Below are 4,783 nucleotides of genomic sequence, written 5' to 3'. Positions count from 1 at the left end.
TGCGCCGCGAGGTGCACCGCCACCAACGACGAGGAACACGCCGTGTCCACCGTCACCGAGGGACCCTCAAGACCGAACGTGTACGACACCCGCCCGGAGACCACACTCGGAGCGTTGCCCAGGAAGCGGTACGCCTCGGTGTTCTCCGGTGCGGTGTGCAGCCGGGAGGTGTAGTCGCTGTACATCACGCCGCTGAAGACACCGGTCTGGGTGCCGCGCAGTGTGTCGGGGGCGATCCCGGCGCTTTCGGCGGCCTCCCAGGTGGCCTCCAGCATCAGCCGCTGCTGCGGGTCCATGGCCACGGCCTCCCGCGGGCTGATCCCGAAGAACTCGGCATCGAACCGGTCCGCGTCGTAGAGGAAGCCCCCGTGCCGGGTGTAGGAGGTGCCGGGGTGGTCCGGGTCCTCGTCGTACAGCGCTCCGACGTTCCATCCGCGATTCTCGGGGAAGGGGCCGATGGCGTCCGTGCCGGTGTCGACGAGTTGCCACAGGTCCTGTGGTGTCCGCACGTCTCCCGGGTAGCGGCAGGCCATGCCGACGACGACGATCGGGTCGTCGTCCGGTGCCCCGTCGGCCGCCCGCTGCCCGCTGGGGGAGCCGGTCGGGTCCGTCGTGCCGGAGAGCCGGGCGGCCTCCCTCATGAGGTGGCCGGCGAGGGCCGACGGGGTGGGGTGGTCGAAGACGGTGGTGGCCGCCAGCCGGATGCCGGTCGCGGTCGTCAGCCGGCCGCGCAGCTCAAGGGCGGACAGCGAGTCCATGCCGAGTTCCTTGAACGCCGCGCCGGAGTCGACGGCTTCGGGGCCGTCCAGTGCGAGAACTCCGACGACGGTCTCCCGTACGAGGTCTTCCACGGCCCTGCGGCGTTCGGATTCCGTCCGCGCCGCCATCCGTGCGGACCATGTGCCGCTCTCGCCGGCGGCGCCTATCTGCGCGGCAGGTACGCGCCGCCGGCTGGGCCGGACGACCGCGCGCAGCAGTGCGGGGACCGTGCTGCCGGGGGCGCGCAGCCCGGCCCGGTCCAGTTCGGCCGGTACCAGCAGCGTGTCGGGGGTGGAGAGTGCGGCGTCCAGCAACCGCAGGCCGCGCTCCACGGTCAGCGGGGCGATGCCCTGCCGGGCCCACCGTGCCCGGTCCGCTTCGGTCAGCGGCCCGGCCATCGTGGCGGCCGATCCCCACAGGCCCCAGGCGAGCGAGGTAGCGGGCAGACCGTGTGCGGCCCGGTGCAGTGCCAGGGCGTCCAGGAAGCCGTTGGCCGCCGCGTAGTTGGCCTGCCCGGGATTGCCGAGGAGGCCCGAGACAGAGGAGAAGAGCACGAAGGCCGACAGCTCGGCGTCCGCGGTGAGTTCGTGCAGGAGCCAGGCCGCGTCGGCCTTCGGCCGCACCACCTCGTCGACGTCGCCGGGCGTCAGGTTCTCCAGCGTCGCGTCGGCCAGCACCCCGGCTGCGTGGAACACGGCGGTGAGCGGGTGCTTTTCGGACACGGAGGCAAGCAGCTCCGTGAGGGCGGCGCGGTCCGCTACGTCACAGGCGGTGAAGGCGACCTCGGCGCCCGCCGCTGTCAGGGCGGCGACGAGTTCCGGGGCCCCGTCGGCCGCGAGGCCCCGCCGGCTCGTCAGGAGCAGATGCCGCACTCCGTGCCGGGCGACCAGGTGGTGGGCGAGGATGGTGCCGAGACCACCGGCGGCACCGGTGATCAGGACGGTGCCGCCCCGGTCGAGCCGGCGGGGCGGCGACGCCTCGGACGGGCGGGAGACCGGAACCGGGCCGAGGCGGGGGGCGTACGCCGTGCCACCCCGCAGGGCCAGTTCGCGTTCGCCGGCGGCCAGGGCCGCGGCGAGCGTGCGCGGCGAGACCCCGGGTTCCCCTTCGTCACCACCGGGCGGGGTGTCCGGCGCTTCGACGTCCAGAAGGACGAACCGGCCGGGGTGCTCGCTCTCGGCCGTGCGCAGCATGGCCCGTACGGCCGCACCGGGAAGGTCTCGTACGTCCTCGTCGGCCACGGTCGCGGCGCCTCGCGTCAGCAGCAGGAACCGGGTGGTCGCCAGGCGCTCGTCGGCGAGCAGCCGCTGGGTCAGGGCCAGGGTGGCCCGCAGTGCGCTGCGTGTCGCCGCGGCCGGGTCGGCGCCCGGGTCGGCCTCGGTGACAAAGGGCAGGACGAGCACGTCGGGGCTCGGCCCGCCTGCGCTGAGGGCGGCTTCCAGGGCGTCGGCATCCGGATACCGGGCCAGGGTCGCACCCGGCGCCTCCAGTGCCGTGTGCCGGCCGTCGGGGCCGGCCCCGAGGACGCCCCAGTGCCCTTGGGGGGCCGGCAGGGCGTCGGTGTCGGCGGCCGGAACGTGCTGCCAGTCGAGGCGGTGCAGCCCTTCGTGGTGCGCGGCGCCGTCCTGTCCTGCGATCAGGCCGGCACCGGCCGGGCGCAGCACCACGTTCTGGGCGGAGACGACCGGGTGGCCGTGGGGGTCGGTGGCGGTGAGCCGGGCGCCGGTGGCGCCGGCAGGCGTCCAGTGGACGCGCAGCGATGTGGCACCGGTGGCGTGCAGGGTGAGGCCGTCGAAGGAGAACGGGAGCCGCAGGGTCCCACCGTCCGTCCCGGTGTCGGGAGCGGCGACGAGCAAGGCGTGCAGGGCCGCGTCGAGAAGGGCCGGGTGGACGCCGAACCGGGCGGCGTCCGCACGGTGCTCCTCGGGCAGGGAGACCTCGGCGTACCGGGCATCGCCGAGTTCCCAGGCCCTGACGAGTCCCTGGAACGCAGGACCGTACGCATAGCCCACGTCGGCCAGCCGCTCGTAGGCGCCGTCGAGGTCCATCGGCTGCGCGCCCCGGGGCGGCCGTGCGCGGCCGGTCACGGCGGGGTCGGTACCGCCTTCCACGGGCGCGGCGAGCGTGCCCGACGCATGCCGGGTCCATGGCGTGCCGTGGGCATCCGCGTGGTCCGGCTCCGGGCGCGAATGGACCGTGACGGGCCTTTCCCCCACGGAGTCGGCGGGGCCCACGCTCACCTGGAGCCGCACGGCCGTCTTTTCCGGTACGACGAGAGGCGCCTCAAGGACGAGTTCGCGGAGCGTGTCGGAGCCGAAGCGGTCGCCGGCGGCCAGGGCGAGTTCCGCCATCGCGGTACCGGGCAGCAGTGCCGTATCCGCGATGACATGGTCGGCGAGCCAAGGGTGGGTGCGGCGGGAGAGGCGACCGGTGAACAGCATGCCGTCGCCTTCGGCCAGTTTGGTCATGGCGCCGAGCAGCGGGTGACCCGGATCGTCGAGCCCGAGGCCGGTCGTGTCCCCGGTGGCCTCGGGGGTGTCGAGCCAGTAGCGCCGCCCCTGGAAGGCGTATGTGGGCAGGGTGACCCGACGCGCTTGGGCGCAAAGACGCCCGAAGTCCGGGGCGGGACCGTGCACGGCGGCGTGGGCGAGAGCCGTCGACAGGGTGTGCGCTTCCGGGTGACCGCCGCGCAGGACCGCGAGGGGGGCGGCGATGTGGTCGCCCGTCCCTTCCAGGCAGGTCCGGGCCATGGCCGACAGGACCGGGTCCGGGCCGAGTTCCAGGTAGGACGTCACACCGGCGCGCCGCAGGGTGCGGATGCCGTCGGCGAACCTGACCGTGTGCCGCAGGTGCTCGGCCCAGTATTCGGGGGACGCCAGCTCCTCGGCGGACGCGATCTGCCCGGTGCGGTTGGAGACCAGGGGGATCCGCGGAGCGGAGTAGGCAAGGCCGGCCGCCACCTGCCGGAACTCGTCGAGGATGCCGTCCATGTGGGACGAATGGAAGGCGTGGCTGACCTGGAGGCGGGTGGCCCTGCGGCCCTTCTCGCGCCAGGAGGCGGCCAGTTCGGCCACCAGGTCCTCGTCGCCCGAGACCACGACGGAGGCGGGCCCGTTGACGGCCGCCACGGCGAGGCGGCCGGCCGCTGCCGCCACGGCCTGCCGCACTTCCGGCTCGGCGGCCTCCACGGCGACCATCGCGCCGCCGGCAGGTGCCGACTGCATGAGCCGGCCGCGGGCGGCGACGAGGGCGCAGGCGTCGTCCAGGGAGAGGACGTCCGCGGCGTGCGCGGCGGCGAGTTCGCCGACGGAGTGGCCCAGCAGGTAGTCGGGGACGAGTCCGTAGTGCTCCAGGAGCCGGAACAGCGCGACTTCCACGGCGAACAGGGCCGCCTGTGTGAACACGGTCCGGTCCAGGAGGGCGGTGTCCTGCACACCGGGGGCCTGCACACCGGCGGGCAGGCCATCGGGGGCCTGTCCCTCGGTGAAGAGCACCTGCTTCACGGGGTGTGGCAGGAGCGGGTCCAGACGCCGGCAGACGGCGTCGAAGGCGGTCGCGAACACCGGGTACGTCTCGTACAGTTCGCGCCCCATGTTCGGGCGCTGGCTGCCCTGCCCGCTGAACAGGAAGGCGGCCTTGCCGGCCCGGGTTCCGGCAGCGGGACCGTGGATCACATGTCCGGAAGGGCGGCCGTCGGACAGTGCCCCGAGGGCGTCGAGCATGGTGCCACGGTCCGCTCCGACGACCGCTGCCGAACGGGCGTGCTGGGTGGGAGCCGTGGCCAGGGAGTGTGCGATGTCGGGGCCGGTGTACTCGGGGTGTGCCGTGGCGAAGGCGCGCAGCCGCTGCGCCTGGTCCCGCAAGGCAGCCTCGGTCCGCGCGCTGATCAGCCAGGGGGCGGCGGGCGCGGGTGCGAGCATGTCCGGCAAGGGTCCGGTGGGGGTGGGCTGGTGCGGTGCGGGGTCCGCGGGTGCCTGTTCGAGGATGACATGCGCGTTGGTGCCACTGATCCCGAACGACGACA

The 4,783-nt window shown here is 74.1% G+C and carries 1 protein-coding gene; it reads right to left on the bottom strand.

The features are described from left to right. Positions 1–4,783, bottom strand: a 4,783-nt coding sequence (locus ABT245_RS45540) for an SDR family NAD(P)-dependent oxidoreductase (RefSeq protein WP_351746966.1), incomplete at both ends; no start/stop codon positions are given.

This window comes from Streptomyces sp. NPDC001508 (assembly GCF_040298665.1).
In the GTDB taxonomy this organism is placed as follows: domain Bacteria; phylum Actinomycetota; class Actinomycetes; order Streptomycetales; family Streptomycetaceae; genus Streptomyces.
The sequence above is the reverse complement of the archived record's forward strand: the minus strand, read 5'-3'. Positions and strand labels throughout refer to the sequence as shown.